19 protein-coding genes are annotated in these 24,748 nt (G+C 56.5%); 9 read left to right on the forward strand and 10 right to left on the reverse strand.

Annotated features, from left to right (window positions below):
* The first annotated feature begins 152 nt into the window (after positions 1-152).
* The 3 genes from C443_RS02060 to C443_RS02070 are packed head-to-tail and all read left to right on the forward strand — an operon-like array spanning position 153 to position 4,981.
* Positions 153-1,361, forward strand: coding sequence for an Nramp family divalent metal transporter (locus C443_RS02060; protein ID WP_005533319.1), 1,209 nt, complete (start codon positions 153-155; stop codon positions 1,359-1,361).
* On the forward strand, positions 1,362-3,356 hold the full coding sequence (locus C443_RS02065; protein ID WP_005533322.1) for a hydantoinase/oxoprolinase family protein: 1,995 nt from the start codon (positions 1,362-1,364) through the stop codon (positions 3,354-3,356). It begins immediately after the preceding gene.
* Entirely contained in the window at positions 3,353-4,981 is a 1,629-nt protein-coding gene (locus C443_RS02070) for a hydantoinase B/oxoprolinase family protein (protein WP_005533324.1), read from the forward strand. Before C443_RS02065 ends, C443_RS02070 begins: the two co-directional genes overlap by 4 nt.
* 62 nt (positions 4,982-5,043) lie before the next feature.
* Here C443_RS02070 and C443_RS02075 read toward each other — a convergent pair whose 3' ends face one another.
* Positions 5,044-5,604: a PAS domain-containing protein gene (locus C443_RS02075; protein WP_005533327.1), complete on the reverse strand. Its 561-nt coding sequence runs from the start codon at positions 5,602-5,604 to the stop codon at positions 5,044-5,046.
* 129 nt (positions 5,605-5,733) lie between these two features.
* On the opposite strand from C443_RS02075, the gene C443_RS02080 reads away from it, so the two are divergent.
* Positions 5,734-6,138, forward strand: a complete 405-nt coding sequence (locus C443_RS02080) for a DUF4864 domain-containing protein (protein ID WP_005533329.1) — start codon at positions 5,734-5,736, stop codon at positions 6,136-6,138.
* 766 nt (positions 6,139-6,904) lie between these two features.
* Here C443_RS02080 and arcD read toward each other — a convergent pair.
* Entirely contained in the window at positions 6,905-8,371 is a 1,467-nt protein-coding gene (gene arcD / locus C443_RS02085) for an arginine/ornithine antiporter ArcD (RefSeq protein WP_005533330.1), read from the reverse strand.
* A 362-nt stretch (positions 8,372-8,733) separates the two neighbouring features.
* On the opposite strand from arcD, the gene C443_RS02090 reads away from it, so the two are divergent.
* A complete protein-coding gene (locus C443_RS02090; RefSeq protein ID WP_005533333.1) occupies positions 8,734-9,528 on the forward strand; it encodes an IclR family transcriptional regulator in 795 nt (264 codons plus the stop codon).
* 1,075 nt (positions 9,529-10,603) lie between these two features.
* Positions 10,604-11,674 carry an NAD(P)-binding protein gene (locus C443_RS02095; protein ID WP_005533334.1) on the forward strand — a complete coding sequence of 357 codons (1,071 nt, stop codon included), beginning with the start codon at positions 10,604-10,606 and terminating at the stop codon, positions 11,672-11,674.
* 353 nt (positions 11,675-12,027) lie between these two features.
* On the opposite strand, the gene C443_RS02100 is transcribed toward C443_RS02095, so the two are convergent.
* From C443_RS02100 to C443_RS02110, 3 genes are all read right to left on the reverse strand, one after another.
* Complete coding sequence (locus tag C443_RS02100; RefSeq protein ID WP_005533337.1) at positions 12,028-12,411, reverse strand: hypothetical protein; 384 nt, start codon at positions 12,409-12,411, stop codon at positions 12,028-12,030.
* On the reverse strand, positions 12,408-13,253 hold the full coding sequence (locus tag C443_RS02105) for a ParA family protein (protein WP_005533339.1): 846 nt from the start codon (positions 13,251-13,253) through the stop codon (positions 12,408-12,410). The genes C443_RS02100 and C443_RS02105 overlap by 4 nt, the downstream gene beginning before the upstream one ends.
* Positions 13,254-13,354: 101 nt before the next feature.
* Positions 13,355-14,590 (reverse strand): tyrosine-type recombinase/integrase, encoded by a 1,236-nt coding sequence (locus C443_RS02110; RefSeq protein WP_049943825.1) that lies wholly within the window; start codon positions 14,588-14,590, stop codon positions 13,355-13,357.
* A 507-nt stretch (positions 14,591-15,097) separates the two neighbouring features.
* On the opposite strand from C443_RS02110, the gene C443_RS02115 reads away from it, so the two are divergent.
* Complete coding sequence (locus C443_RS02115) at positions 15,098-16,294, forward strand: outer membrane protein assembly factor BamB family protein (RefSeq protein ID WP_152422996.1); 1,197 nt, start codon at positions 15,098-15,100, stop codon at positions 16,292-16,294.
* A gap of 451 nt (positions 16,295-16,745) precedes the next feature.
* Here C443_RS02115 and C443_RS02120 read toward each other — a convergent pair whose 3' ends face one another.
* The 3 genes from C443_RS02120 to C443_RS22310 form a co-directional block, all read right to left on the reverse strand.
* Positions 16,746-17,183 carry a hypothetical protein gene (locus C443_RS02120; protein WP_005533342.1) on the reverse strand — a complete coding sequence of 146 codons (438 nt, stop codon included), beginning with the start codon at positions 17,181-17,183 and terminating at the stop codon, positions 16,746-16,748.
* A 284-nt stretch (positions 17,184-17,467) separates the two neighbouring features.
* Positions 17,468-18,166 (reverse strand): DUF2270 domain-containing protein, encoded by a 699-nt coding sequence (locus C443_RS02125; protein WP_005533343.1) that lies wholly within the window; start codon positions 18,164-18,166, stop codon positions 17,468-17,470.
* Between the two features lie 144 nt (positions 18,167-18,310).
* Positions 18,311-18,463: a sulfurtransferase TusA family protein gene (locus tag C443_RS22310; RefSeq protein WP_005533344.1), complete on the reverse strand. Its 153-nt coding sequence runs from the start codon at positions 18,461-18,463 to the stop codon at positions 18,311-18,313.
* Positions 18,464-18,935: 472 nt separating this feature from the next.
* On the opposite strand from C443_RS22310, the gene C443_RS02130 reads away from it, so the two are divergent.
* Together C443_RS02130 and C443_RS02135 are read left to right on the forward strand one after the other, a co-directional pair.
* A complete protein-coding gene (locus C443_RS02130; protein ID WP_049943846.1) occupies positions 18,936-19,892 on the forward strand; it encodes a bile acid:sodium symporter family protein in 957 nt (318 codons plus the stop codon).
* 766 nt (positions 19,893-20,658) lie between these two features.
* Positions 20,659-21,315 carry a lactate utilization protein gene (locus tag C443_RS02135; protein ID WP_005533346.1) on the forward strand — a complete coding sequence of 219 codons (657 nt, stop codon included), beginning with the start codon at positions 20,659-20,661 and terminating at the stop codon, positions 21,313-21,315.
* Between the two features lie 188 nt (positions 21,316-21,503).
* On the opposite strand, the gene C443_RS02140 is transcribed toward C443_RS02135, so the two are convergent.
* Positions 21,504-22,100: a TetR/AcrR family transcriptional regulator gene (locus C443_RS02140; RefSeq protein WP_005533347.1), complete on the reverse strand. Its 597-nt coding sequence runs from the start codon at positions 22,098-22,100 to the stop codon at positions 21,504-21,506.
* A gap of 144 nt (positions 22,101-22,244) precedes the next feature.
* Positions 22,245-24,737, reverse strand: coding sequence for an efflux RND transporter permease subunit (locus C443_RS02145; RefSeq protein ID WP_005533349.1), 2,493 nt, complete (start codon positions 24,735-24,737; stop codon positions 22,245-22,247).
* Positions 24,738-24,748 lie beyond the last annotated feature (11 nt).

Here is a 24,748-nt window from a genome sequence, read left to right on the forward strand (position 1 = left end):
CGAATCGGGGGATGTGGGAGTTCTTACTAGTTCACACACTTGGTGACACAGACACAGGGTTCATACGACCGATGTTCCGGCCACACACAGGTCTTAACAATGTTTTTCATTACCTGCTGGGACCGTGACAGTGGCTATCAAAACCAACAATCATGAGCATTACAAAACGACTCAAAGCCGTCGGTCCGGGAGCGATGGTCGCCGCCGCGTTCATTGGCCCAGGCACGGTCACGACTGCGAGTGTTACCGGAGCGGAGTTTGGCTACGCACTCCTGTGGACAATGGTCTTCTCAATTGTTGCAACGATCGTTCTCCAGGAAATGAGTGCGCGACTGGGTCTTGTCTCGGGGGAGGGGCTCGGCGAAGCACTTCGAGAACGGTTCGACAATCAGATCGTCGAGTACGTGAGTATATTCCTCGTTGTCGGCGCGATCGGCGTCGGGACCGCCGCCTACGAGGCCGGGAATATCCTCGGCGGTGCCGCAGGGCTCGCGACGATTACTGGTATCGACTCGACGGTGTGGGGGGTCGTGATGGGACTCGTGGCCGGACTCCTGCTCTACACTGGGCGCTACAAGCTGATCGAGCGAGCGCTCATTGGTCTGGTTGCCGTGATGGCGTTCTCGTTCGTAGCATCGGCGATCCTCATCGGTCCCGATCCCGGTGCGATTGCGATGGGGTTCGTCCCCGGTATCCCCTCGGGGTCGCTGTACCTCATCACTGGCCTCATCGGAACAACCATCGTCGGGTATAACCTGTTCCTGCATGCGAGTAACGTCCAGGAGCGGTGGAGCGGGCCCGACGATATCGGCCACTCCCGCATCGACACGGTGCTCTCGATCGTCGCAGGCGGCGTCATCACGATTACGATCATGGTGACTGCGGCCGCAGCATTCGAGCCCGGAACACAGATCAGCGATATCGGGCGGATGGCCGAACAGCTCCGGCCCATTGCCGGGCCGTACGCCGAACTGTTCTTCAGCATCGGCATCTTTGCCGCCGGGTTCACGAGCGCGACGACAGCGCCGCTCGCGGGTGCGTGGGCAACCACAGGTGCACTCGGCTGGGATTCAGATATGCAGAGTACACAGTTCCGTGCCGTCTGGGGCACCATCCTCGGTGTCGGGGTTCTCTCGGTACTGCTGGGCGGCAGTCCCGTCCAGATCATCGTGTTCGCACAGGTCGTCAACGGGATTTTATTGCCGATCGTCGCGGTATTCCTGATATACGCGATGAACCAGCGGGACCTCCTCGGCGAGTACACGAACGGGTCGATAGCGAACGCCCTCGGTGTGATCGTGACACTCGTCGTCGTGTGGCTCGGGGTTCGGACGCTGCTCAGCGTCGCGGGGGTGCTGTAGATGGGCGACCGGCGGATCGGTGTCGACGTCGGCGGCACATTCACCGACGTGACGCTGTCGCTCGACGGCGAACTCGTGACCGCGAAAGTCCCGAGTACCGAAGACCAGAGCGAGGGCGTCATCGCCGGAATCGAGAAGGCCTGCGAAGCGGCCGAGGTCGACCCTGAGACTGTAAGCGAGTTCTCCCATGCGATGACCGTGTCGGTCAACGCCCTGCTTGAACAGGACGGCGCAAAGACCGCACTCGTCACGACCGACGGGTTCCGGGACGTTCTGGAGATCGGTCGGCAGGACCGCCCTTCGTTGTACGATCTGTCGGCGGAAAAGCCGACACCGTTGGTTCCCCGCCGCCGCCGCTTCGAAGTGTCCGAACGGACGACCACCGACGGTATCGAACAGCCCGTCGACGAGGACGAAGTCCGGTCAATCGCCGAGCAGCTGCGCGAGATGGATGTCGAGTCTGTCGCGGTCTCGCTCTTGCACGCGTACGCACACCCCGAGAATGAAACACGCGTCGCAGACATCCTGCGGGATGAGCTCGACGTGCCTGTCTCGGCCTCGCACGAAGTCCTCGCCGAGTTCCGCGAGTACGAACGAACGTCGACAACGGCCGTCGACGCGTACGTCCGGCCGGCGATTGACCACTACGTCAGCCGTCTGACCGACCGTGCGCGGGACCTCGGGATTCCACAGCCCCGAATTATGCAGGCGAACGGCGGCATCACCGACGCCGACACTGTCAGGCGGAACGCTGTGACGACCGTCCTCTCTGGCCCTGCTGCTGGCGTCGTTGGAGCAGGGTCGATGGCGGCAGACGAACAGGACGGGCTCGTTACGTTCGATATGGGTGGGACATCTAGCGACGTGAGCCTCGTCCGCGATGGCGAAGCCGAACGGACGACGGAGGGCGTCATCAACGAGCGGCCGATCAAGACGCCGATGGTCGACGTCGAAACAGTCGGCGCAGGTGGTGGGTCCATTGCCTGGGTCGATGCCGGGGGCGCACTCCGCATCGGCCCGCGCTCCGCCGGAGCGAACCCTGGCCCCGCTTGCTACGGGAAGGGCGGAACGGAGCCGACCGTCACCGACGCGAACCTCGTGCTGGGCTACATCGGCGCAAGTACCAGTCTGGGCGGTGAACTCTCACTCGATGCGGATGCGGCCCACGACGCGCTTGCGGATCTCGCCGACGAGGCGGGGCTCGATGGGCCTCTGGAAGCCGCCCGTGGCGTCTACCGCGTCGCGAACGCGAACATGACCAGAGCCATTCGCTCCGTGACCGTCGAGCGCGGCTACGACCCACGGAAGTTCGGGCTCGCCGCGTTCGGGGGTGCCGGGCCGATGCACGCGGCAGCAATCGCGGACAGCCTCGATATCGACCGGGTGGTGATTCCGCGCGCCTCGGGCGTACTGTCGGCATATGGCCTCCTCGCAGCCGACGAGAAGCGCGACGCGGTACGGACGTATCAGCGGTCGCTCGATGCGGTCGATCCCGACGATGTCGAGGCCGTCTACGAGGAGTTGGCCGAAGAACTACTAACGGAGGTCAGCGACCGCGAAACGGCGACAGTGCGTTGCTCTGCCGACCTCCGGTACGCCGGCCAGAGTTTCGAACTCACCGTGAACGTCGACCGGCCGTTCGACACCGCGGACGCCCGCGAGCGGTTCGCCACAGCCCACGAGTCCGCATACGGCTACCGAGCGGACGAGTCGGTCGAACTGGTGAACTGTCGCGTGACGACGACAGTCGAACGGAGCGCACCGCCGGTCGAGTACACTGCCGCTGGCGACCCACGCAAGGGGTCCCGCGAGGCGGTGTTTACCGACGATGTCCGCGACACTCCGGTCTACGAGCGAGCGAAACTGCCACCAGAGAGCGGAATCGACGGCCCCGCGATTGTCGAGGGCGATGAGAGCACGATCGTCATCCCACCGGCCTGGGAGGTCCGGGCGCGCGATGACGGGACATTGACAGCGGTGGTGAGCGACACATGAACGACGAAACCACGACACCGAGTGACAGACAGGAGACGATCGACCCGGTGACGCTGGAAATCCTCAGGAACCAGCTAGAAAGCGTTGCAACCGAGATGGGCCACGTGCTCATCCGTGGGGCCTACTCCCCGAACATCAAGGAGCGACAGGACTGTTCGACGGCACTCTTCGACGCGTCAGGTCGGATGATCGCACAGGCGGAACACATCCCGGTCCACCTCGGCGCGATGCCCGACGCGGTGGATATCGTCCTGCAGAAGGACCCGAAGCCGGGCGACGTATTCATCGTCAACGACCCGTTTGCCGGCGGGACGCACCTCCCGGACATCACGCTCGTCTCGACGATCGCACCAAACGACGAGGTGATTGGATACGCCGTCTCGCGGGCACATCACGCCGACGTTGGCGGGAGTTCGCCGGGTAGTATGCCACCGGGTGCACAGGAGATTTACGAGGAGGGGCTCCGCCTGCCTGCTGTCCGACTCGTCGACGGTGGCGATCCAAACGAGGCGGTTCACGACCTTATCCGTGCCAACGTCCGGACGCCGGACGAGCGCGAGGCGGACCTTCGGGCACAGCGCGCGGCAAACGAACGGGCCGAGGAACGAATCGGTGAACTCCTCGAAGAACACGGGTCGACCCTGCTGGACGCGTTCGATGCCGTCATCAAGTACTCCCGCGAGCGGGTCGAGGCTGAACTCGACGCACTCCCGGACGGAACGTATCGAGCGCAGGATATCCTCGAAGGCGACGGCGTGACCGATGATGATATCCCGATCGAGGTGGCCGTCACCATCGATGGGGCCTCGATAGTTGTCGACTTCGCCGGGACCGCCGACCAGGTGGCAGGCAACCTGAACGCGCCGCTCTCAGTCGCGAAGAGCGCGGTCTACTTCGTCGTTCGGGCGATCACCGACCCGGAGATTCCGCCGAACCACGGCTGTTACGAGCCGGTGTCCGTGTCCGCACCCGAAGGATCAGTACTCAACCCGGACGCGCCGGCCGCAGTCGTCGGTGGCAACGTCGAGACGAGCCAGCGCGTCATGGATGTCACGCTGGCGGCGCTCGCCACGGCAGTCCCCGAGAGGGTTCCCGCCGGTGGCCAGGGAACGATGAACAACCTCATCATCGGTGACCGAACCGGCGATTTCACGTATTACGAGACGATCGGCGGCGGGTTCGGTGCCAGACCGGAAAAGGACGGGATGGACGGCGTGCAGGTCGGAATGACGAACACGCTCAACACGCCCGTCGAAGCGATGGAGGCTGAGTATCCGCTCCGTGTTGAGCGGTACGCGCTACGTCCGTCGAGCGGCGGCGACGGCCGATACCGCGGGGGCCTGGGCCTCGAACGAACCGTCACCGTCGAGACGGATGCCACCGTGTCCCTACTGACGGAGCGCCGACGGACAGCGCCTGCCGGAATCGACGGCGGCGAAGACGGCGCGCTGGGTGAGAATCTGGTCGACGGCAAGCCGGTCCCCGCGAAGGCCTCCATTGACATCGAGGCCGGGTCGACCGTTTCCGTCCGAACGCCTGGTGGTGGCGGGCACGGTGAGCCGGCAGAGCGGGACCTGGAGGCGAGAGAGTGTGACCGGCGCAACGGGAAGGTAGACGAGGGGTAGCACCTCAATTCGGTTGTCGGTCGAACAGACGTAGCCGGTCACCAGAGTGGAGTCACCGGCAGTCAGCTGTCCGGCGTGTCGATGGCCTCCTGCGCACCGAGCCAGTTCGTGATGGAGCCGTCAGGACCGGTGAGTGGCACTATCGTCACCCGGTTTCTGAAGCGTGTGCCGTCCTCGCGATAGTTCCATAGCTCGACGGTCCGCTGTTCCCAGATATCGATCCCCTCTTGAAGTGTCGCGACCGACTCTGAGTCCGTTGCCGGCCCTTGCAGGAGGCGGAGATTCTCGCCACGGAGTGCCGCCAGCGAGTACCCGGTCATCTCTCTGAACGTCTGAGTCGCATATCTGAGCGGATTGTCCTGATACGCTGGGCCAGTGAGTGTCAGGCCCAGCGGTGCCGTCCCGAGTCGCGCCAATTTCGCGATAGTCTCCCGCTCGAAGGGAGTCACAGAGCTGGGCTTGAGTGCATCGAGGTTCTGGAGAATGTCTGCCGGTGACTCGTCGCCAGGGTACGGATCGACACTTCGTAGCTGGTGTGTTTCGACAAGATCCGGAAGCCGCTGGCGAAACCGCTCCTCGTCGAGCAACATAGTTTCGATAAGTGCGTTCCTCAGTTCGGCCATGATCGCAGTCGCCAGTTCTAGCTACCGGGAACACAAACGCCCGTCGATATCCGGGTTCGTAGCCGATCAGCCGTGCCATTCATGCTGGTATAGCCCCTGTTTCAAAGATACACGGCACCTACGAGATCAATGCCAGAACACGAGTATCCGGTGGCCGACCTTCCGACACCCAGCGAGACAGACAGCCCTAGTGACGCTGTTGCCCTCCAGCTCGATGCGCTAGGAACGAACGACGACCCGTTTGAAAACGCGGGCATCATGACGGCGTACAATTTCGCCTCCCCAGCCAACCGCCGCTCGACTGGGCCACTTGACCGGTTTATAGCCATGGTCGAGTCACCGCAGTACTGTCCGATGATCGACTTCGGAGAGGCTGTGCGAGGCCCTGTCGAGCGAACCGAGAACTATGCTGAGCAGCGAGTGACGATTACCGGGCCAAATGGACGGACAACCACGTACGAGTTCGGTCTGTCAGTCCAGTCCGTCGGTGAGTTCCGTGGATGCTGGCAAACCGACCGTGTTGTCGTGGTCTAAACGGGGCAGGGGCAACTGAATCAGCGATCTATAACGTGTAGTGGGCTAGATTGCAATAGTTACTGCCAGTTCCGCCCGCCCAAGTACGACTGTCAGGTATCTCGTCCGTTTCACTCAGAGAACGCGCTACAGGTGTCGACCCACCGGCCACAGAGCAGTGAAATGAGTCCTGTGCGGTTCCTTATCGATCGGAACCGACTCTGCTGTGACCGTGTAATATTCTAATATAGTCTATTTGTATTGCTATTTGGTAGATCTTCCAGTGATTGTGCCGTCTCCGCTCGCGTGGCGAGCCACTAACTCAGACTGAATTAGCCGTTCAACACAGGAGCATATTTGCATATTCGTCCCCTTCAAGGCCCCTATTACCGCTTTTAGCACAGAGATACCTGCGGCGCTGTTTTTCCACGAGATCCAGTGAAAGTGGACCTGTTAGTATCTTAAACCGGCACACAAAGCCATCGCCTCCCGATATTTGGCATTATTCGCTAGAATGAGAGATGCTGTTGTTTTTATTTCCAGTGGACTCGTCACTTGGCCCTGCAAGTAGAAATTATTTTGATATTTCTTATAATAAATCAGATACCCTATGTAATTCGAGGCTTCCGATCTATTGACTGTTCTTCCCTGCCAAACTGTGTCAATTACTGTATTTCGTTTCCTACTAAGCTGGACCCAGTAGGCAGCAGGTCCGAGAACGGAGAGATACTGTAGATTCCGAGTTGGATTCGGATTCTCACTTCGTTACTTGTTTCAAGTGGTGCGCTCAGTCGCTATCTGCCGGTGCAGCCACGTTACTCGTCATCCGGTCGTCAGCCTCTGTCTCAGTATATGTGATCTGCCAGCCGGTAACTCCCATAAGAATGAGGATGAGCGGCGAAAGGAAGCCCAGGAAGTAGTAGGGCGCATACTGGAACGTGCTGACGCCGAGCGTGCCAGCCATGAACACCGCGCCGCTGTTCCATGGAATGAGCGCACTTGTGACAGTGCCGGAAGACTCGATCGCCCGGGAAAGGTTCTCCGTCTTGAGCCCCTTCTCTTCGTAGAGACTGCCCAGGGTCACGCCGGGAACAACGATACTGATGTACTGTTCTGCCGCAAGGACGTTCATCGAAACTGACGACAGAACCGTAATGCCGGTGAGACTTCCGACGCTCTTGCTGAGCCGACCGAGATGATGAGCTAAGACGGCGATAATTCCAGTACACTCGAACAGGCCGCCCAGTGCGAGTGCGGCGATAGCAATTGTTACCGCCCATGCACCGCCAACCATGCCACCGCTTGCGAGGAGGCCGTTTACGAGTTCCATCCCCGTTTCCGGGCTTGTCCCGCTCTGTGCGACAGTCCACACCGACGTGAACGAGTTACCCTGAAGCACGGCCGAGGTTATCGCGCCGGCAAAGACACCAGCACCGAGAGCCGGAATTGCGGAGATGCCGTAGATCGCCAGCCCAAATGTCACGATAAGTGGGAAGAACGCGAGCGGAGAGATCGTGAACGAACCCGTAAGTGCCGTCTGGATCTCAGCGATCCGATCAACAGGAATAGATCCTGACGCGCGAATACCGAGACCGGCGTACAGGACGACAGCGATGGAGAAGGCAAGGAACGTCCCTGCCCGCATCGCATTGATATGATCGTACAGATCGGTGTTCGTCACCGCCGAAGCGAGGTTTGTCGTGTCCGAGAGCGGTGACTGCTTGTCGCCCGTGTATGCGCCGGTGAGGATTGCACCTGCGGTCATCGGCTCAGGGAGCCCGAGTCCCGAACCGATTCCGATGAAGGCAACACCGAGCGTCCCCGCCGCGGTCCACGATGACCCGATGGCAAACGTTATCGCCGCAGTGATGATCGCTGTGAGCGGGAGGAAAACTATCGGATGCAGCAGGTCAAGGCCGTAGTACATGAGCGTCGGGATCGTTCCAGCATGTATCCAGGTCGAGATAAGCGCATAGACGATAAACAGGATGAATACGACCTGAATGCCCATCAGCAGCGTATGTGTGATCCCAGCATACATCTCGTCCCAAGAGATGTCGAATCGGTAGTAACTGAACAGTCCAGTGAAGGCAATGCCCCAGAGGAGGGGGAACTGCGGATCAAGTCCGTAAATTCCGATTCCGATGCCCAGCGCGGTTAGCATCCCGATGATCGGTATCAGCGCCTCCCCCAGAGAGGGCCGGTCTTCGGGGTCGATGTCGTCGTACAGCTTGATGTCGAATTCAGAACTCATACTTATTGATTCTATTACGTATCTCGATTCCGCTGGTTGCGCAGCGATATATTTGCATCAGGGTCTGTTCCCTCTGATGAGGGACGAATCGGTTTTTCAGACTCTATACGAATAGTTTGGCGACTACACCGGCTGTGGCAACAGCGCATGTCATTTGCCCCATCGACACCATCATCAATAAAAGTTCATGGAGAGAAGGAGACAGACAGTCGTGATATCTGGACCGGATCCGACTGTGCTTCGAAATCCGGTGCGCCGAGACAGATCGTCCCAGTCTGGTCCATATTTTCGAAAGGACTCAGCAACAGACTGTGCGTTCGATATACCAAAATCATATAACCATGATAAACAAGGATCAACACATGACTGAACGCGAACCACCGTCCCGACGAATCAAGTCGATGCAGACTGCCAGTGAAGTCCTGCGTGAAATTCAGTCACAGTCTGAGGCGACGCTATCCGATCTCTGTGAAGACATAGATGTTGCTAAAAGTACACTACATACGTATCTACAGACACTCGTTGCTGAGGACTTTATCGATAAATCAGATGGCGTCTATCGATTAGGGCTGCGGTTCATACCGCTCGGTGAGAGCGTCCGGAATCGGGTCGACCTCTATCAGCACGGCAAAGAGGAAGTAGAGCGCCTCGCCGAAGAGACAAACGAATGGGTCCATCTCACAGTTGCGTACCGGAACAAGGAGGTAACGCTGTACGAGCATAATGGGGGCGAAACTGTCGCCGTGGACTATCAACGGCGAACCCGAGAATCCCCACAGTATCTCCACTGTACTGCGACCGGAAAAGCGCTGCTGGCATATTTCGATGACGATCAAATCACTGAAACAGTGGCTACTGAGGGACTTGTCCAGCAGACTGAGAAGACCATCACCGAACCCGACGAGCTACGGGAAGAACTCGCAGAAATTCAAAGCAGGGGGTACGCGGTAAACGATGAGGAAGAAATCCGGGGGATGCGATCTGTAGGCGCTCCGATACAGGACGTGGACGGGACGGTCTGTGGTGCGATCAGTGTGACCGCACCGAAAACGCGACTCTCCGGTGAATACCTCTATAGTGACCTTCCGGAATTGGTGATGGAGGGAGCAAACATCATCGAGATCAATTTGGAGTCCGCAGCCGCCAGCAGCGAGTAGTATTCACGTATATCAAATAATCACGGGTACTTAGTAGAGCGGTACTACAGTTATTTGGCTCAGAGACAGCACAGGAGGCCCCGGTGTGGAGTCGTATTTCAAACGCTCTCTATATGAGTCAGCAGGTCGTAACGAGTATTGTGAATGTCCCTGAAACCACGTCAAACAGCTTGAATTTTAGCTCTCTTCGGTAATTCCGAATTGGATTGCGTGCTAACGCAGGGAACTCCAGTGCCGACAACGACACGTTTTGTGGGCCATAGAGGGGTTCAGCCACACGTCAGCCAGCGCGTCAGGGAACGGAGCAACCGAGGTTTTGTTCGGTATAGTCATATGCAAGAGGGCAGCGGGGAATCAGACCCTTGGTAGGTAGTATAGTGGGCAGTTTGTCCCTAATCCACCCGCCGCCGCCAGTCATGGCTTGGTTTGTAGATAACACTCACAGACGACACCAGTGGCTTCTGTGTCGCTCACCAGCAACTACATCTCTGACCTCTCAGTCGGTTCACGTGGTCAGATCGGAGGAGCGTGCTGTAGTAGGAACTAAGCATTCGGAACCAGCGGGACTGGTATGTTCGCAAGCTAATAACAGTGGTACATTCGTTATACTCTTGCACGGCATAATTTGAACGAAGATGAAAATTCGAATTCCTTGCGACATTTCAATGTCGGTCGCTATATTTCAGGCAGCGGCCGAGAGAGTAAAACTATTCTTCTTCGTCGATAACTAGATATGGGGTTTCTGTTACCATAGTTCGTTTTTTCAGGCCTCAGTTCCGAAAATAAGTATATACTTATGATTTTTAGGTTCTTTTCTAGAGCCTATAGGTGGAAGACACGACTGTATTTCCGATTCAATCTGCGGCTAAGGTTATTACAGGCTCTGTCAGACATCGACCAACGGGTTCCCCTTCATCACCCTAGCAGCCCTATTGGTAGATATCGAGTCTACAGTTCTACTACGCAGATAGTGCTGTCAAAGCCGGGGGTAACACACGAGCACCGTTGTTCAACGGATCGATCAGCCACTCACGGGGTTCACAAAACGGCGCGAAATGCATGCGGGCAAGAGGGTATGTTTGAAATAGCTACCGCCAAAGGAGACAATATGAGGGTTGCTATTGTCGGAGGGGGATTCGCCGGATTAGCGGCAGCACAACTGGCTGAAGAGGTTACGTCGGACGTGCAACTCTACGATAAGGGCACATATACTGGTGACCGAAGAGGCGCTTGGGGGGAGATGGTCTGGGACTACTCACAAGTGCCACTAGATCGGCACGTTCCGGGCTACGTCAGGGAAGCTACAACCGGGATATTTGTCGGTGCCGACGCGAAGACTGCAATAAATGTCCCTGATAGTGTGATACTGAATAGAGGGGAATTAGAGAAACACTGGGCAGGCACACTCGAACAAACAGAGATTATAGAGGACGCAGAAGTCGACGAAGCGGAGTTTCGGCGGCTATCTACGGAATCAGATCTGCTCATTGATGCTACCGGTCAGTTCCCGATCTCAAGCCGGTTCACGTCCCTGTCGTATGACGTGGCATGTCCGACACTGAGCGGGAGAATAGAGGCCGACTTTTCACACCTGTATCCAGAGCCGAGAGCGCTTGCATACGAGAATTACTTCCTCTGGATCGTCCCACAATCACCAGCGGAAGCAACTGTCGGACTCGGTTGCCGGGAGGACAAGTCTCCTGACGAACTGTACGAAGATATGCGACGATTGCTTGCAGAAGTCGATATTGAGCCCCCCGAACGTGAGGCCTTATACAGCGGAACCGACGTTTCAAACGGCCTGCGAAGTCTCTCAGACTGCTCGTACGAGCTAAACGACTGTACAGTTCATATCGCTGGCGATGCTATCGGACTGGCGAACCGCCTGACGGGCTTTGGAATGGTGCATGCGGCACAATCTGGCCGAGCTGCTGTGAGTTCCTTCGTGCAAGGAGAGTCGTATAAACGCAGGTTGGTGTGCCAGAACTTCTGGACAAAAGCAATCACCAGTGCGGCGTCCCCCATCCATCACACCATCGGGTTAGACGGAATCGCTCGTCTGGCAAAGTCCGATATTGAGTATCAGGAGAGCTTCGAACCACAGCAGCCTACAGATATTCTGAGTGCTGTTCGAACCTTCATCTAGCACCTTCAGTCAAGATTCGACGTTCAGTATATCAGCTCGCCGTACCACATAGAGGGGCTGACGAGAGCATATAGCGGTCAAAAATGACTGATCTATATATCCAGCGAGTATAGCTACCCAGAATAGTCAGCCAGTGAAACTATATAACATAGCCAGTAATTATAGCCAATAAGTATAGCTGAAAGGGCCAGTCGAGCAAGCGAGTGTACAAATATAGTCAACCAGCACAACTATCAGCCTCAGTTGCATTCGGCAGGGAAGTCTCAGAACAACGAGTATCGGACAAGACCACCGTCGAAGTACCAATGAAGCTCCTCGTCGACAGCGCTAATTTCGGTCAGAAGGCAAAAGGGTTAGCGGGAAGCAGTTGACTGCTCCCAGTCGTACCCCCACTCACGGAGCTTCTCGGCGACAAGATCCGGATTGTCCATAGCAACGACGAGAGCAGCTTCAAGCGCGTCAGTCTTGTAGACGTCTTCGCCGACTTCGTCCTCCAGATTGCGGAGGAACGTGGACTCCCGCTCCTCAACCTCGGGCCGGATAAAAATCGGCCGTTGTTTGCGATCCTGTTTGACGGATTCCCGCCGGAATTTGTATGGGATGTCAGGCTGGGCCGTAGTTTGTACGTCACTGGATTCAGTTTCGGTAGCCGCCACCTCATCCTGCTGGCCATCCGATTCCGGTTCTGTATCTGCATCCGTCTCTGCAAACGGATCGTCGCCGGAGCCGGACTTCATGCTGTTGCCTCCTGTTCCCGGGTCTGTCGGAGGTGTGCCGCCAGTTCTTCGAACTGTTCCAGCGTTTCGATTTCATAGTCACGTTCCCGGCTCCGGTATTCTTCGATGTATTTGAACGCCGAACACTGTTTGCGCCAGCACCCTTCAAGCAAGGACGTTCGCTCGCGGAACACAACAGGTGTGTCGTACGACTCCGCACGGAGCCGTTTGAGCATCTCTTCTTGATCGTTGGTTCCTTTGAACCGGTTCGGTACGGCAGCTAACACGCCCACGTTGATATCGAGCGTGTCTTCAAGTCCGGTGACGAGATCTGCAAGACCCTCAACGGACTGCTGGCCCTTTCCGCTTGGTTCGAATGGAATAACGAGGTTCCGCGTCGCGTGCAAGGCGTTGTACAGTTTCACGTCTGCGGTCGCAGGCGGGTCAATGATGACAGTGTCATACTCAGACGGAACGTCCGCGTCCTTTAGCACACGAAGGAGCTGGACGTTCGGGTTCCAGTTCTCACCGAAGTCCGCCGCTTCCTCCTCGCGACGCCGCAGATGTTTCGAAAGCACCTCCAGAGAGTTGTGTGCGGGAAGGACATCGACACCTTCGGAGGTCTCAATGAGGTCAGCGAACGGCCCGCGTGGCCGTTCGACGAGGTGCCGAACTAAGCTATCGGCCTCTGAGTCCGTTCGGTGGTCCGCGACGTCGAACAGGAACGAGAGACTCCCCTCCTGTGGGTCCATATCGATTGCCAGTACGTCGTGACCAGCACGGGCGTCGGCGACAGCGAGGTTCGCCGCCATCGTTGTCTTGCCGACACCGCCGGCCTCGCTGTACACGGTGTAGGTCAGCATACCGTATCGGATTCACTGCACAGATATAAAGATTAGTCAGACGGTATAGCTATATAGTATAGCCACACGCCGCCTCCCGAAGCGGGCTTGCAAAACGTGGGCTACTCGACGAACAGCCCTGCAAGCGTCTCGCGCATCTCCGCCCGTCGGTGAGACCGGGCTTCAGACTCGGAGAGGTAGTTATCGAGTACGACTTGTGCAGACGCCGAGCCCTGCTCCGCTGCGACGTCTTCAAACCGTTCTGCAACCCGCCTAACAGCAGCGCCGTACGTAGTATACCAGAATCGACGGCCAGTTTTCGGCGTTGGTGTGGCGCCATCGACAGTGACATCTGCGGCCTCGGCCACTGACTTGAACCGGCGTCGGACGGTTTCGGCAGTTAGATGGCCAGTAGCTGCGGACGGAGAGGGCAAGAGATAGCCACTCCACTCTGGACCACCAAGCGTCTCTATACGGCGCTCTACTGTCTCCAGGCCGGCCAGCAGAGCCACGGTCCCAGGACCGTTTTTCCGCTCGCCGTCACCGAACTCTATGTACGGATGGGAATCATCGTCCGGGTCAAGGTTGAGCTGCCGGATATGTAGTGATGCAACTTCACTCGGGCGAAGCCCCCAACCACAACATGCGACCACGATAAATCTGTCTCGCTGATCAGCCGCTACTGCATACAGCTGCTGGACAGCGTTTCTATCAAGTGCTTTGTTGTCCCAGGACGGAGTCGTATCCCACCCAAACCGGATTTCGAGATCAGCGAGTGGGTTGTACGCGGCGTTTCCGAACATCACCAGGTGCTTGTAGAACTGCCGTGTGTCCTGAACGTATTTTCGTCGTGACGCAAGCGTTGTCAGGGCATCGTCCAGTTGGTCCATCGCATCAAACGTCGCCGCTACCCGATCCATCTCCGCAACGCGTTCGTCGGGATTCTCCAGCGGTGCGAGCAAATATTTTGTATCGTGGATATTGGTATATACTTTCGCGTAGCGTCGTAGAATCGACCGCCGTGTGTCGATCGTCGCGTCAGCACGCCCACGTCGAGTCGAAAGTTCGTCGAGGTACGCTTCGATGGCCCGCTGTGTGTTGTCAGAGAGGAAGTCAAATGATCCTGATGGAGTCGTGGCTTCTGGTACTCCGATTTCATCGTAGAACTGCCCCGGAGACAGGTCGAATCGCCGTTGGAGATGCTTTACGAATCCCGGGAATTGTCGGTTCATCCAAGTGTACGTGGGGGTTTCAGCGGTCGGATCCAAGCCGTCGGTTTCCATCGTCGGTACGACTGTCTCATAATAGAAGGACTCGCAGGCAGCGAAGTCCATGTTTGAGTAGCGAGTTTTACTCATTGGTTTTGGGGTGGAACTGTAGTAACCGACGAACCGGTCTAGCTGGTTCGTCTGAATCGCCGATTTTTCGTATGTAGCGCATATTCATCGTGCAACTAATAGTTTGTCTTGTATTGTTTTCTCATGCGGAAACCCACAACAAGACAAATACTGGTGATCGAATTACCACAGCGCATAAATTATATAACGCTATATCAAATCGAATTCTCCGGCGATCACTAGGTTCACGAGAAACCGGTTCAGAATCATTTCTGCTGTATTATTACGCGTCACCACACCGTGCGATTAGGTTCGTTGTAGAATCATCTGGGCCGAACTCGGTAGATAACAGGTGAAAAAAGCAGTTACCGCGGGTTTCAGGAAGCGTTGCCACTCACGAGAAAGTAAACCCGGAGACGGACTCGTCAGTCTGGTTGAACCAACCAATAGGTTGCTTTGCTAGTGACCAATTCATTCGAATCTATGCTGCACAGAAAGCCTGTATGATACTGAAAATGCAATTTGGTCATGAACAGGCTCTCCCGTCGGCGGTTTCTCCAAGGCACTGCCATCGCTATGGCCGGCCTGGCAGGCTGTTCAGCCCGCTCGTCATTCCCCCCACCAGACTGTTCCGACGACGAACTGGTGTACGAATCTGACGCCGATCTTGACCAGGCAACGGCGTGGCCATCGTATCAGTATGACTCGGCCAACACCGGGTATAATCCGGAGGCGAGCGATCCGAAAGACGGTGTCGAGGTGGCTTGGCGACATCCCGCGTGTACAGAGGCCAGTTCGGGTGCCGTGGTCCACGGAGGACGTGTCTCTGCCGGTGGTCTCGTGGTGAACGGTCGGACAGGTCGTGCGGTCGGTGGTGAATGGGACAGCCACGCCAGTACACCGGCGTTCGCCGACGGACGAGTCTACGTTGGTGCGCATGATTTACTCGCGCTTGACGCGGCGACTGGCGAACGTGACTGGACGTTCGAGACCGAGAGTGACAGCGGTGGGCTGGCGACTCCAGCCGTCGAAGACGGGACAGTATACACGCGAGGTCAGTTCGACGATCCGACCATTTACGCAGTAGATGCATCGAGCGGAGAGGAAAACTGGCGATTTGAACTTGACGGGGAGAGTAGTACTCCGCTCGCGGTTGCCGACGGGACGGTCTATAGCATCGACGAAACATCGACAATCCACGCTATTAACGCGACCAACGGGAAGGAACGATGGCAACGATCCCCATCGCCCGATATCGAGCGTTCGACTCCAGTCATCGAGGACGGGATACTGTATCTCGGTTCATCTGAGGGAGACCTCCTCGCACTCAATACCGATGATGGAGCAAATGTATGGCGACGTAGCCTCGGTTCCGACTCCGTTGGACCTGTCGCCGTCGCTGATGGAACCTTGTTCCTTCCAGGCCCGGAAGGGGCTTTGATAGCGTTGACTGCGTCTAACGGGCACGAAGAGTGGAGGCGTTCCGTCGGTACGAATCTCTCCGGGCCACCTGTCGTCGCTGGTGATCTCGTGTATGTCGCCGCAGGCCACACGCTGTACACCTTCCATACGAGTAACGGCGACGAAGGCTGGCAGTTCGAAACAAGAGAAGTAATATTTAGTGACTACGAGCGGGGAGGGGTTAACAGTGGTCTCGCCGTCGTTGATGATCTCGTGTATGTCGCCACAGCTCCCGGCGATCTCTATGCGCTTCAAGCACAGTGATATTTCACCGACAAACTAGCGATCCCAACTGAATGCGCTTCTATCTCAACCCTTCCAGCTGATCGGAATTGCCTGTTCTGTTTTTCCCTAGGCTGAGTGTTGGTGGCGTAGTTGCCTCCCGAATTAATAACCATTAAGAGCTAATGGAGTGGGTGGTAGCTAGTGAACTCGTCGAATTCTGTAGACTCTGTGGCGGAGTCAAGCACAGATTTCCGTGACTAAGAACGGTCCCTCATCGCTCTTCCAAGAACGCCGATGAGCAGGTAAGACCGAGCTACAGAATAGTATTCCGGGTAACGTGCAGTAGCCCCGTAACTGTCACCGTTGGCTACACCTCTGTGAGGATTTCACCGCACGGGGCGTAGAGATCGTACAATGGCCACAGCCAACAGGATAGAACAGACTCAGCGGTTCTGAAATGTGGCTTACTCGAGGGCCAAGCTCTCAGTTGTCACCCGCTGGGACCGAACTCTTGACACCCAAATCGATCCCTATTCTCCGGCTGCGCACAGAGATAATCGAGCCGTTTCTTCATTTCGGACCGTGACATGCCCGCTCGGTTTTCTCGGGACTCCGCGATCCGGGCTTGGCTAGCATTTAGCATTTTTTCTTTCTTTTCTAGTTCCGAAACAAGTGTGTCTACGTCCTCGTTACGTGTTTTTAACTGTTCGTTGAGATCTTCAGCACGAGATTTTGCGGCCTTTTCGTCTTCCCGGGTTTCGCTCAGTTGTTCACGCAATTCCTCGTTTTCAGCGTGGAGAGCTTCGTTCTCTGTTTGTATGTCCTGTGCAGAATCCTGAAATGCAACTGTCGTCCCGACTGTCCCACTGGTAGCCACCACAGTAGCGATGAGTAGCCAGGAACTGATATTGCGTGCAAGCGTGGTCACCGGTGACCCTCCTCTGCTGTAGCCGGAGTACTGTACTGGTGCCCATCCCGGTGCAGTAGTACCGAAGGTTGAGTCGTCATGTCCCAGCCTGATTGGTGTGTGCTACTAATCGTAGTTTCCAGTTAGTTACATTTGGATAGCGAAAAATCCTCTAATAGTGCATCAACACTGGTGTAGAGGCCAGATGAACTGACCGGTTATTTCGTGTTCGTTATCGACGCGACCCACAGCATGTACCATTGCCACATGTTTCCGTGAGATTTCGACGAATGCCAATCACTACCTTATCCACGGAGGTCCTCAGATCGAAGCTCTCCTTTTGCGTGCCATGTTCTGGGGCGGACAGCGATTACGATTGCAGCGGCGTATAGTAGTCCGACAGCGCCGATGACGACGACGCCGGGAAGCATTCCGATAGCGGCGCTCTCCGTCCACAGGCCAGGACTGAACACGGTGATTCGGACCAGCCATGCAGTTAGCAAGACGGTGAAAAGCGGGAGGTACACTCGCCGGAGTCGGTGCGCGATAGCTTCCTCGGTGCTGATCTTGATTGTCGGCTGTCGATAATCCTCACTCAGTGATTTGCGCCAGTCCGGGTCGGCCACGCCTGCAGCCGGGTCTAGCCCGTAGGCGAAGACATTTGCTTGCAGTGTTCTGACTCGGCTTCGCCAGATGTCGTATCCTCGATATCGCCTGGCCTCGATGAACAGAAACACTGCTAGCGTGGCCGTTCCGATCAAGAGGATGTAATGAGGGATGTCCGGCCGCGAGAAGGCCCACGTGAGGATCGCAGAGATTACCAACACTGCCCAGTTGGTGGTCCGGTCGAGGCGTTCGCGCCAGAACTTCATCCGATGGATCTCGCCACGATAAAGATGGGCCATGGCTGAACTCGGACCCATATCCTCCTCTAGCAGGCCCTCGCCGACTTCCCGATGTGTTGAGTCGGTCGCGTCGACATCCTTGTTTGATACCCGTGTCATGAGTGAGAGATGAGCAACTGGAAACTGGACTCGGTCATGTGCTGGGAGGCCGGCCCCAAGTCGACACTATTGTCGGAATTACTCCTGTCGTAGTCTGGTGGCTTATCGGCGGTAGCCGTCTGTTGAGGCCCCATAGTCATCGTGTTACTCCGTTCTGCGGACATAATGCTTGAGAACGTCCCTACCCTCTTTTTCACCCGACGATAGCTCATCAATAGTTTGTTTGGCCTTGATTTCCGGCATCGGACAGTTCTTCGCTGTGACATCCAGTGTCTGACCAAGTTCGTGGTCGAGCATAGTATTGTTTCTATCAGTCAATACTGCACCCACATATAAAAACACAGCGGTAGTGTTTCAGCTTTTGTACCGTATTATTGAAGCCTAATGGGGGTAGTACAAAATACGCCTGCGGGTCTGCGAATTTTGTAATTGTGTAGTAGTGGATTTACTGTGTTATATTTGTAGGTATACTCACCCGTCGAAGAACGTGATTACCTGGTCCACTCTATCGCGTTCCCAGTGTCTCGATGGCGTACTCTGGTGAGAGACGCTAAACACGTGTGATGCCGAGTGTATTACTGGACTCAGCACTAGATGTCCAAGTCGAAATCTAGGTCACTCCCGGTCCCGACGATCGGCCAACATTCCGAAGAACCAGCAACTGTTCTGTATTTCATCTTCGTTATCCGGCATTACAGTCGCCCAAAGTAAACCTTTTTTACATTGTTCATCATCCAGATATGTGACTTCGATATCGACGCTTCGGGCGGTGAGTCGGGCCGCGAGCAAGTACTTCGTTGTCTGGGTAATCCTTCTGGCGGGAATCGCTTTGGTTAGGCCGGACCCGTTTGTCCCAGTTTTGGACTACGTGTCCCCACTGCTCGGGCTGATAATGCTCGGGATGGGGTTGACGCTTCGGCCGACAGACTTTCGCCGACTAATCGAGGAACCGGTTGATATCGGCATCGGCGCTGTCACACAGTGGCTGGTGATGCCTGCCGCCGCGTACGGGCTGTATGTCCTGCTTGACCTTCCGGACGCTGTCGGTATCGGTCTCATTCTGGTCGGTGCCGCTCCCGGTGGGACCGCATCGAACGTGATGACGTATCTCAGTCGGGGCGACGTGGCCCTATCTGTCGCGATCACGACCCTTACCACCCTTGCAGCACCGATCGTGATGCCGGCCTGGGTAGTGTTTACCCTCGGTGAGCAGATCAACGTCACCTTCGCGGAGATGTTCCAGAGCATCATCCAGATTGTCATTATTCCGGTGTTGCTCGGATTCACGATCCGATATCTATTGGATCGCTATTCGCCGAAAGCCGCTGAGATAGGGACCGACGTGTTCCCGGTTATCAGTGTCGCCGCCATCGTCGCCATCGTCGCTGGCGTCGTGGGTGCGAACGTGGACAACATTCTCACTGCTGGCCTACTCGTGCTAGTGGCGGTCGTCACGCACAACGCTATCGGGCTTGGCTCAGGATACGGTGTCGGCCGAGTAACTGGGATGTCGAGCGACCGCGTTCGGACCTGTGCGTTCGAGGTTGGGCTGCAAAACAGCGGTCTAGCCGTCGCGCTGGCGACGACGCTGTTTGAGCCTGCAGCGGCACTCATTCCAGCGCTGTTCAGCGTCTGGCACAACATCACCGGGCCGGCGCTGGCAAGCTTCTTTAGCTGGCAGGACGACAGACAGCAATCAGTCGAGACCGTGCCGAGCGACGACTGAGACTCGCTTCCCGCGGTAACCCGGTTTTCGGTGTTATCAAATGCACTCATCTAGCTGTGAGCGACCAAGCCGTACGGACAGAGGAGCCGGGCGGGGGAACCGTTCGGCTATCCCAACAAACAGAGTTGTCGTACTCCCGGTCTGTCTGATGACAAGATCAGCGATGTTGATTCTGTGTTGCCTGAGTAGTGATGCCACCGCTCACCGGCACCCGATTGGTATCTTTTCAGGTGAGACTAAAACAGATTAGTGATTCCTCCCTTTCGACGTAACACAGTGTATACGATGTTCAGCCCGTGAAATACCGAGCCGCTATGTGTCCGTCCGTGCTCTGCTTAGACGTCACCGGCGATTGGAAACGTTGAACGAGTGCTGGCACTGCGGGCAGTGATAGATCGTCGTATATCCGGTGCTCGAAACATCCCAGTCTCCCCCGATCATACCACTCTCAAAATCACAGTCCGGGCAGAACAGAACCATTTTCGATGGTGTCCCGATAGTGTCTGTAGTTTCCTTACGAGCCATTTGCATTGATAGCGTAACATGATGAATGGAGCGCAATATATGCTACCCCCCGGTTTTCAGTATTTGATATCGCAGTCATCATTCAGATACCCCGTGCTGTTTCCGGACAGAGTACAGCCATTGTCACATCTTGACAGGCGATCGGGGTAACACCGATGTAACTACCTGACACCGGTGTCCGCGAGTCCTTTTGAGGGAGCTACACCTCCGTATTGATGCTGACATACCCACACAACACAATATGTCTCAACAGAAATCAGATTACGCAGACGACGCGGATATCGACGAATCGCTGGACGAGCTGGCCTCCGAGGAGACCATCGAGGAAACCGTCGAGAACCTAGAGGCAAACGGATTCGATGTCATCGTCGCTGACTCGGCTGATGAGGCGCTCGCAGAACTTCAGTCACTCATCCCCGCAGCGGCGTCTGTGATGAACGGCCACTCGACGACGCTCGAAGAGATCGGGTTCGTCGAGTACCTGAGCGAGGGGGACCACGAGTGGGAGAGCCTCCCCGACGAGATCTGGAGTATCGACGACGACGCGAAGCGCCAGGCTGCCCGCCGAGAGTCACAGACGGCGGATTACTTCCTCGGAGGCATCAACGGCATTTCCCAGACCGGCGAACTCGTCGCGGCGGACCGTTCGGGGAGCCGCATCGGTGCGTATCCGTTCGCGGCCAGTAACGTCGTCATCGTCAGTGGCGTGAACAAGATCGTGCCGACACTCGAAGACGCGCTCGACCGACTGGAAACCGTTGCATATCCACTCGAAAACGAGCGTGCGAAGGAGGCCTACGGCGTCGATTCCGCGATTGCCAAACAACTCATCCTCCGTCAGGAGCTCGAAGAGGACCGGACTACTGTTGTCCTCGTCCGAGAACACCTCGGCTACTAATTGTAGTAATTCGCGGCTGAATGGTGTCGGCTCCGCTACCCTTCCTTTCAGGTTAGAAACACACTATCGAAAAACACCGGTTCTCGACACGTTCTCAGTCTTCGTAGTCTCCGGGACAACAGCCTGTCGATGAGGTTGATCCGGACCATGTAACAGAGATAATTTGACGGGTGCCAGACTGGCAGGAGCTACGAAACCAGATGAGAGTCGATATACGAAAACAGAGACGCTTTCGCTGCGGCCGTCGCGGCTTCACGGTCGGTCGTGAGGCGGCTATACATGGTTCCTTTGATCGTTGCTAGAATGTGTTCGGCCGCGTGCGTCGGATCAACATCGCGAAACACATCCGCTTCAACGCCTCGGCGAACAGTTTTTTCGATGATTGTAGCGAGTCGAGTATCGATCTCGGTGAACTGCTCGCGAAATACCTCCCGCTCCAGCGCTTGCGGGGAGAGCGTGACTAAAACGCTGTGTAGCTGGCGTCTCTCCTCGGTTAGCTGACACGGGAGGAGTGTCCTGATGATGTGGTTGAGGTCTTGTTTCGGATCGTCACCGATGCTGGTATTGATCGTCTCCTCGAATCGGTCCACAGTGAATCTGAGGAACCGAAGAAGCAGGGCGTCTTTCGAGTCGTAATAGTGGTATATCGTCGACTTGGCCTTGTCAAGTTCATTAGAGATACGCGATATCGAGAGCGCAGCGTACCCACTGTTAACAAGCGCTCTGTGAGTTGCGTGCATAATTTCCTTTTCAGTTTCACAGAGGGCGTCGCTCTCTTTAGTCATATAGACAGTCGTCCTCCCTGACTGTAGCTGGGGTGGCAGTACAGTAACGCTTGTTCGAACGCTGTCCCCGAACGGTTCTGACTAAGTTTGTCAGTTTGGTCATAGCGGGCCCAGGTGAGCAGGAGCCGAAGTGAGTGGACCGCATCAGTTCACGCTCCGCGATTGGCGCGACGAGAGTAGCGTCCCAAGCGTTCCACGGCTGCGGTCCCAGATGACGATCGAAGTTGGGAGCACCAGTATGGACGCTACGAACGAATAGAGCACACTAAGGGCGATCAATAACCCGAACTGCCCCAGGATCGGGACGACTGCGAGGACGAGCACTCCGGTTCCGGATGTCGTGGTGACCATACTGCCGGCCAACGCACCACCGGTTCCCCGGACGCTGATGTCGAGTGCTTCGAGCAAGCCGACATCGCCACGGTACTCCTCGGAGAACCGATGGACGAGGTGGGCGGAGTAATCGATACCGAGCCCGATTCCGATCGATAACGTCGTTCCGGTGAGGACGTTAAATGGGATGTCCAGATACCGCATTGTCGCAGCCAAGGCGGCAATGGTGAGCAGTATCGGGATGAGGTTCGCAACCCCGAGCCCGGGACGGCGTTCAAGTAGCCAGTACGCGAACAACAGGAACACTGCAGACGCGAGGATTGCGAGACCCAGGCTTATGTACGCCGATTCTGCGATTACATCCGAGACGGCTTTGAGTACCACAACGCTGCCGGTTGCGGTCGCCTCCATCCGGAACTCATCAGCAACGGCTCTCGTGTCCTCTGTCACTTCCTGTTGACTCGCATCGGACTCGACAGAGTACACGATCCGCGTGCGCGTGTAGTCGTCAGTCATGTACGATGCTGCCCGGTCGCCGTACGGTGAGTCATACAGCGCGTTGTAGATGGTCGGAAGATTCTGGTCGGGGACACCGTTACCGTTCTGATCGTTCTGTGCGACGAGTTGTCGGAACTCCGGTGAAGCACGCTCGTAGCGGTTAATCACGGTAAGGATGCTGGTCGAATCTGCACTCCCACCGGTGGTAACAAAGGAGTCGGGTGGGTCCTGATTCGCCCGGTGGATCTCCTCTAGCGCTGTTCCGTCCTGCAACGACCCTTCAACGTATACGGTTACTGTATCACTCTCGCCGCTCTCGAAGTTGTCCTCAAGATAGTTTATCTGTTTCGTGACTGTGTACTCGCTCGGAGCCACAGCTTCCGGCAGGACCTCGACGTATCCGGGGTTCTCCTCCGGTGGGAGGAAGTCCTCAGTGGTGAACCGGGTATCGATTCCAGTCCCATACGCCCCCATGGCTGCCGTAGACACCAGCACGAGGGCGAAGAATACGTACGGGGCTCGGCGGGCGATTGCGACACCAACAGTCAGCGATTTACCGACTGCGGAGTCCTCAGAGCCAATCGGAGCAGTACTGAATTCGGGGAGGTCGTATCGCACCCGCTGCTGGTCCGTGAAGTGCTTCAGCGCTGGCAGGAAGATACCGAAGATGAGGAATGTAAATAGGATTCCCACACTGGCGACGAACCCGAGGTCGCGGATCGGACCAAGCTGACTGGTCCCGTTCGCGGCGAATCCCAGTACTGTCGTGCCAGTTACGATGAAGAACGCCGGGAGTAACTGATCTGTCGCGGTCCGCATTGCAGGCGTCGGTTCGATCCCCTCGACGCGTTCTTCGCGATATCGATTTACCGCGTGGATCCCGAAGTCGATTCCAACGGCGAGAAGCAACGGCGGGACTGTGATCAACATCTGCGTGAAGGGGATACCGGCCCATCCCATGAACCCGAATGTCCATATAATTGCCATCGCTAAGGAGACGAGGCCAATGAGCAGATCAAACGGGTCCCGGTACGCGATGATGAGGAAGAACAGAATCAGGACCACGGCAGCCGGGACGACGAGTCCAAGCGAATCAGAGATGACACTGCTCAGTTCTGCGGAGATGATCCCACTGCCGAAGACAGAGATATCACCATCGACCGAACTGACGATATAGTCCGCTTCCTGTTGGATGGGCGTCAGTGGTGATGTCCCCTCTGTCCCGGCACTGCTTGAGACACCTGGCACTTCGTGCGTAACAGTTGTCAGTGTTGCAGATGCCGATGGCTCTTCTCGGTTGAGGTCGTTGCTGAGAAGTCCTACGACTGCCGGCTGGCGATCGAGCGTCGTTCGAGTGGCCGATTTGATTTCCGACTGTGAGGCTGCTTCGACGGCATCGATCTGTTCGGGCAGTGTCTCCGCGTCCGGGGCAAGCGTCTGTGCGACGGCCTGTGCGACACTCGTTGTTCCGACAACGTCCTGTGATTCGCGCTGTGTCAGCCGGTTCTGGGCTTTCAGCATATTGAGGATCGCCGGCTTTGACAGGACGTTCTGGTCCTTCTGGATAAGCGTTGTAGAGCCGGTCCCTTCGCCGAACGGTTCGCGCTCGAAGTTATCATTGACCTCGTCGAACGCTTCCTGTGCAGGAACGCCATCAGTGAACTGTGATGTCCCCGAGTCGGTCGCAGTCATGCCGAACCCTGCCGACAGAATGAGGGTCATAACGATGAACGCAGCAACGACTGTCTTGTCACGATTGACAATCCAATCGTCCAGGATGTCGATATATTTTTGATAGTCTAACATTGTGACATATA

It is taken from the genome of Haloarcula argentinensis DSM 12282, from assembly GCA_000336895.1.
GTDB lineage: Archaea > Halobacteriota > Halobacteria > Halobacteriales > Haloarculaceae > Haloarcula > Haloarcula argentinensis.

Bases quoted from the DNA above. Each gene is read 5' to 3' on its own strand.
- C443_RS02060 (WP_005533319.1), top strand. From the start codon at position 153: ATGAGCATTACAAAACGACTCAAAGCCGTCGGTCCGGGAGCGATGGTC.
- C443_RS02065 (WP_005533322.1), top strand. From the start codon at position 1,362: ATGGGCGACCGGCGGATCGGTGTCGACGTCGGCGGCACATTCACCGAC.
- C443_RS02070 (WP_005533324.1), top strand. From the start codon at position 3,353: ATGAACGACGAAACCACGACACCGAGTGACAGACAGGAGACGATCGAC.
- C443_RS02075 (WP_005533327.1), bottom strand. From the start codon at position 5,604: ATGGCCGAACTGAGGAACGCACTTATCGAAACTATGTTGCTCGACGAG.
- C443_RS02080 (WP_005533329.1), top strand. From the start codon at position 5,734: ATGCCAGAACACGAGTATCCGGTGGCCGACCTTCCGACACCCAGCGAG.
- arcD (WP_005533330.1), bottom strand. From the start codon at position 8,371: ATGAGTTCTGAATTCGACATCAAGCTGTACGACGACATCGACCCCGAA.
- C443_RS02090 (WP_005533333.1), top strand. From the start codon at position 8,734: ATGACTGAACGCGAACCACCGTCCCGACGAATCAAGTCGATGCAGACT.
- C443_RS02095 (WP_005533334.1), top strand. From the start codon at position 10,604: ATGTTTGAAATAGCTACCGCCAAAGGAGACAATATGAGGGTTGCTATT.
- C443_RS02100 (WP_005533337.1), bottom strand. From the start codon at position 12,411: ATGAAGTCCGGCTCCGGCGACGATCCGTTTGCAGAGACGGATGCAGAT.
- C443_RS02105 (WP_005533339.1), bottom strand. From the start codon at position 13,253: ATGCTGACCTACACCGTGTACAGCGAGGCCGGCGGTGTCGGCAAGACA.
- C443_RS02110 (WP_049943825.1), bottom strand. From the start codon at position 14,590: ATGAGTAAAACTCGCTACTCAAACATGGACTTCGCTGCCTGCGAGTCC.
- C443_RS02115 (WP_152422996.1), top strand. From the start codon at position 15,098: ATGAACAGGCTCTCCCGTCGGCGGTTTCTCCAAGGCACTGCCATCGCT.
- C443_RS02125 (WP_005533343.1), bottom strand. From the start codon at position 18,166: ATGACACGGGTATCAAACAAGGATGTCGACGCGACCGACTCAACACAT.
- C443_RS22310 (WP_005533344.1), bottom strand. From the start codon at position 18,463: ATGCTCGACCACGAACTTGGTCAGACACTGGATGTCACAGCGAAGAAC.
- C443_RS02135 (WP_005533346.1), top strand. From the start codon at position 20,659: ATGTCTCAACAGAAATCAGATTACGCAGACGACGCGGATATCGACGAA.
- C443_RS02140 (WP_005533347.1), bottom strand. From the start codon at position 22,100: ATGACTAAAGAGAGCGACGCCCTCTGTGAAACTGAAAAGGAAATTATG.
- C443_RS02145 (WP_005533349.1), bottom strand. From the start codon at position 24,737: ATGTTAGACTATCAAAAATATATCGACATCCTGGACGATTGGATTGTC.